The sequence below is a fragment of the Protofrankia sp. Cr1 genome, from assembly GCF_963555865.1.
Lineage (GTDB): Bacteria > Actinomycetota > Actinomycetes > Frankiales > Frankiaceae > Protofrankia.
The window spans coordinates 16,719-19,252 of the sequence record NZ_CAUVXO010000058.1 but is presented as its reverse complement, the minus strand read 5'-3'; the positions used below and the strand labels follow the sequence as shown (position 1 = coordinate 19,252).

2 protein-coding genes are annotated in these 2,534 nt (G+C 64.9%); one reads left to right on the top strand and one right to left on the bottom strand.

Annotated elements, in window-relative coordinates:
• Positions 1-39: 39 nt before the first annotated feature.
• Positions 40-813, bottom strand: a complete 774-nt coding sequence (locus U9980_RS07835) for a Crp/Fnr family transcriptional regulator (protein ID WP_322767324.1) — start codon at positions 811-813, stop codon at positions 40-42.
• 721 nt (positions 814-1,534) lie between these two features.
• Here U9980_RS07835 and trpS point away from each other — a divergent pair.
• Positions 1,535-2,534, top strand: a 1,000-nt coding sequence (trpS, locus tag U9980_RS07830; RefSeq protein WP_322767323.1) for a tryptophan--tRNA ligase, incomplete at its 3' end; no start/stop codon positions are given.

The following is a 2,534-nucleotide window of genomic DNA, read 5'->3' as shown; positions in this document are numbered from 1 at the left end:
GGAGTACCGATGACCGTCCATCGCCGCACCCGATGATCGCTACCGGTCGCCGTCGGCGACAGTCCCGAGCGTGGGCAGGTCGTGGATGACGATTCGCCGATAGCGGGTGCTGAGGATGCCGGCGGCCCGCAACTCGGCCAGCGCCTTGTGCGCGCTCGGCTCGCCGGCGCCTATCAGCGCACCAACCTCGGGTTGCGTCAGCACGCCGATCGAAATGCCGTCGTCAACCGCCTCGCCGTGCAGGTAGGCCAGCTCAACCAGGACGCGCGCCAATCGGATCTTCACCTGGTCGCCGTAGTCGACCCGGCGCCGAGTCGACCAGCGCAGCTTCGCCGCCACCGCACGGTTCATCTCCGCCGCCACCGCCGGATGATTGCCCAGGAACAGATTCGTGTCAGCTGCGCTGATCCGGCGTGCGGTCACCGCACCCCCGGCGGTCACCGTGGCGGACCGCGGCTCACCGTCCATCGCGGCCAGCTCCCCGACAACATCTCCGCCGACGCGGACCGCAAGCAACGCCTGGGCGCCGTGCGGGGTCACCCCCGTGACCTTGCACACGCCGTCCAGCAGGATGAACAGGTCCCGGTCGGTGTCGCCTTCAATGATCATAATCGTGCCGCCGGTGAACCGAACGATCTGTCCGAGTCCCAGCAGCTCACTGCGTAGGCGCCGGTCGATCCGGCCGAGGAAGGTGTGGCCGGGCCAGTCACGGCCGCACCGCGATTCATCCGGGTCGCAACCGTTCCCGCTGCTCACTGTGCCGGCTGCGGCTTCGCCGACAGGTGGCATTGCGGCTTCGCTGACAGGTGGCATTGCGGCTTCGCCGACAGGTGGCGGGTCATCGAACGACAACACGGCGCGGACCCCACACTCCGCCCGTCCAGATCCAGCGCTCCCTGAGCCTGACCCAGCCATACTCCGCCCTCCCCCATGCTGCACCCTCAACAGTCGGCCCCGCGAGGCGCCATGTCGACCGTCATTTCACCCATGACGTCCATGAAGGCGCCTGCAACGCCATGCACCACGTCCGACACAAAACGCGATCCGTACCGTACCGGACCTGTTGGACAGCCCATAGTCGGATGTCATCAGTTCGACAACAGTCCGGAGACGACAACGGGCGGGGTACGCGGTACAGACCGTCACGATCATCACCGGATGGCCGATTGCACGCAGATGAACGAGGCGCAAACCGTAACAGCTTGACAGCTGAGAACTCCCAGGCGTCCCGCTGCGCCCGCAGCGCGTGTCGGGGCTGCCACATGATCTAACCGAACGGTGTCGGCAGCAGATGCGGGAGACAAAACCCGTTGTCGCCGATCGTCGCCGGATGGCCGGACCGAGCGGGGCTACGGGGCTACGGGGCTACGGGGCTACGGGGCTGGGCTACGGGGCTACGGGGCTACGAGCCATACGGCGGATACGTGGCAGACTCAGCGGTGCGACACCGTGCCGTGCATACGGCACGGACCACCCCGCGGTCAATACCGGCCCAGGGGACGAAAATTGAGTAGAGAGTGTGCCGGTAGCAGCCATGGATGTGCAGCGAGAGCGAGCGTTTTCCGGTATTCAACCGACCGGGAAAATCCATATTGGTAACTATGTGGGTGCGCTCTCGCTCTGGGTCGAGAACCAGGATCTCTACGACAACATCTTCTGCATCGTCGACCTGCACTCCATAACGATTCCCGAAGCCATCGATCCCGCTGTTCTCCGCGCCCAGACACGCGAGACCGCCGCGCTGTACGTCGCCGCCGGCATTAATCCGGAGAAGTCCGTCATCTTCGTGCAGTCGGCTGTCTCGGCGCACGCCGAACTCGCCTGGATTCTGAACTGTGTCACGCCGCTGGGGTGGCTGGAGCGGATGACGCAGTTCAAGACGAAGTCCGCAGCCCAGGAGAGCGTCGGCACAGGGCTACTCGACTACCCCGTGCTGCAGGCCGCGGATATCCTGCTCTACGGTGCTCACCGGGTTCCGGTCGGTGAGGATCAGCGTCAGCACGTCGAGTTGACCCGGGACATCGCGCAGCGCTTCCACCACATGTTCGGTGCGGCGTTTGTGCTACCTGAGCCCCTGATCCGATCGAGCGGCGCGCGCATCATGGGGCTTGACGAACCGACAATGAAGATGTCGAAATCCCTGGGCACGACCAAGGCTGGGCACTCAATCGGCCTCGTAGACACGCCGGACCAGATCCGAGCGGCCGTCATGCGCGCGACCACTGATTCGTCGAACGACACGCGCTTTGAGACGGCGGGCCCCGGCGTCGTCAATCTCCTCACTCTCTTCGAAATACTCTCCGGACAGAACCGGGACGAGGTCGAGAACGTCTTCGAGGGCAAGGGTTACGGATTCCTCAAGCGCACGGTCGCCGACCAGATAGTCGCCTCACTCGAACCGATCCGTACGCGGTTTACCGAACTGATGGCCGACCCGGCCGGCCTCGAGGAAATTCTGGTCGATGGAGCGGACCGTGCCCGCCAGATCGCAAACGCAACCCTGGACAAGGTGAAGGGTCTGACCGGGCTCGGCT

What these genes read in the sequence shown, in the direction of transcription:
- U9980_RS07835 (WP_322767324.1), bottom strand. Translation starts at nt 813, where the DNA reads ATGCCACCTGTCAGCGAAGCCGCAATGCCACCTGTCGGCGAAGCCGCA.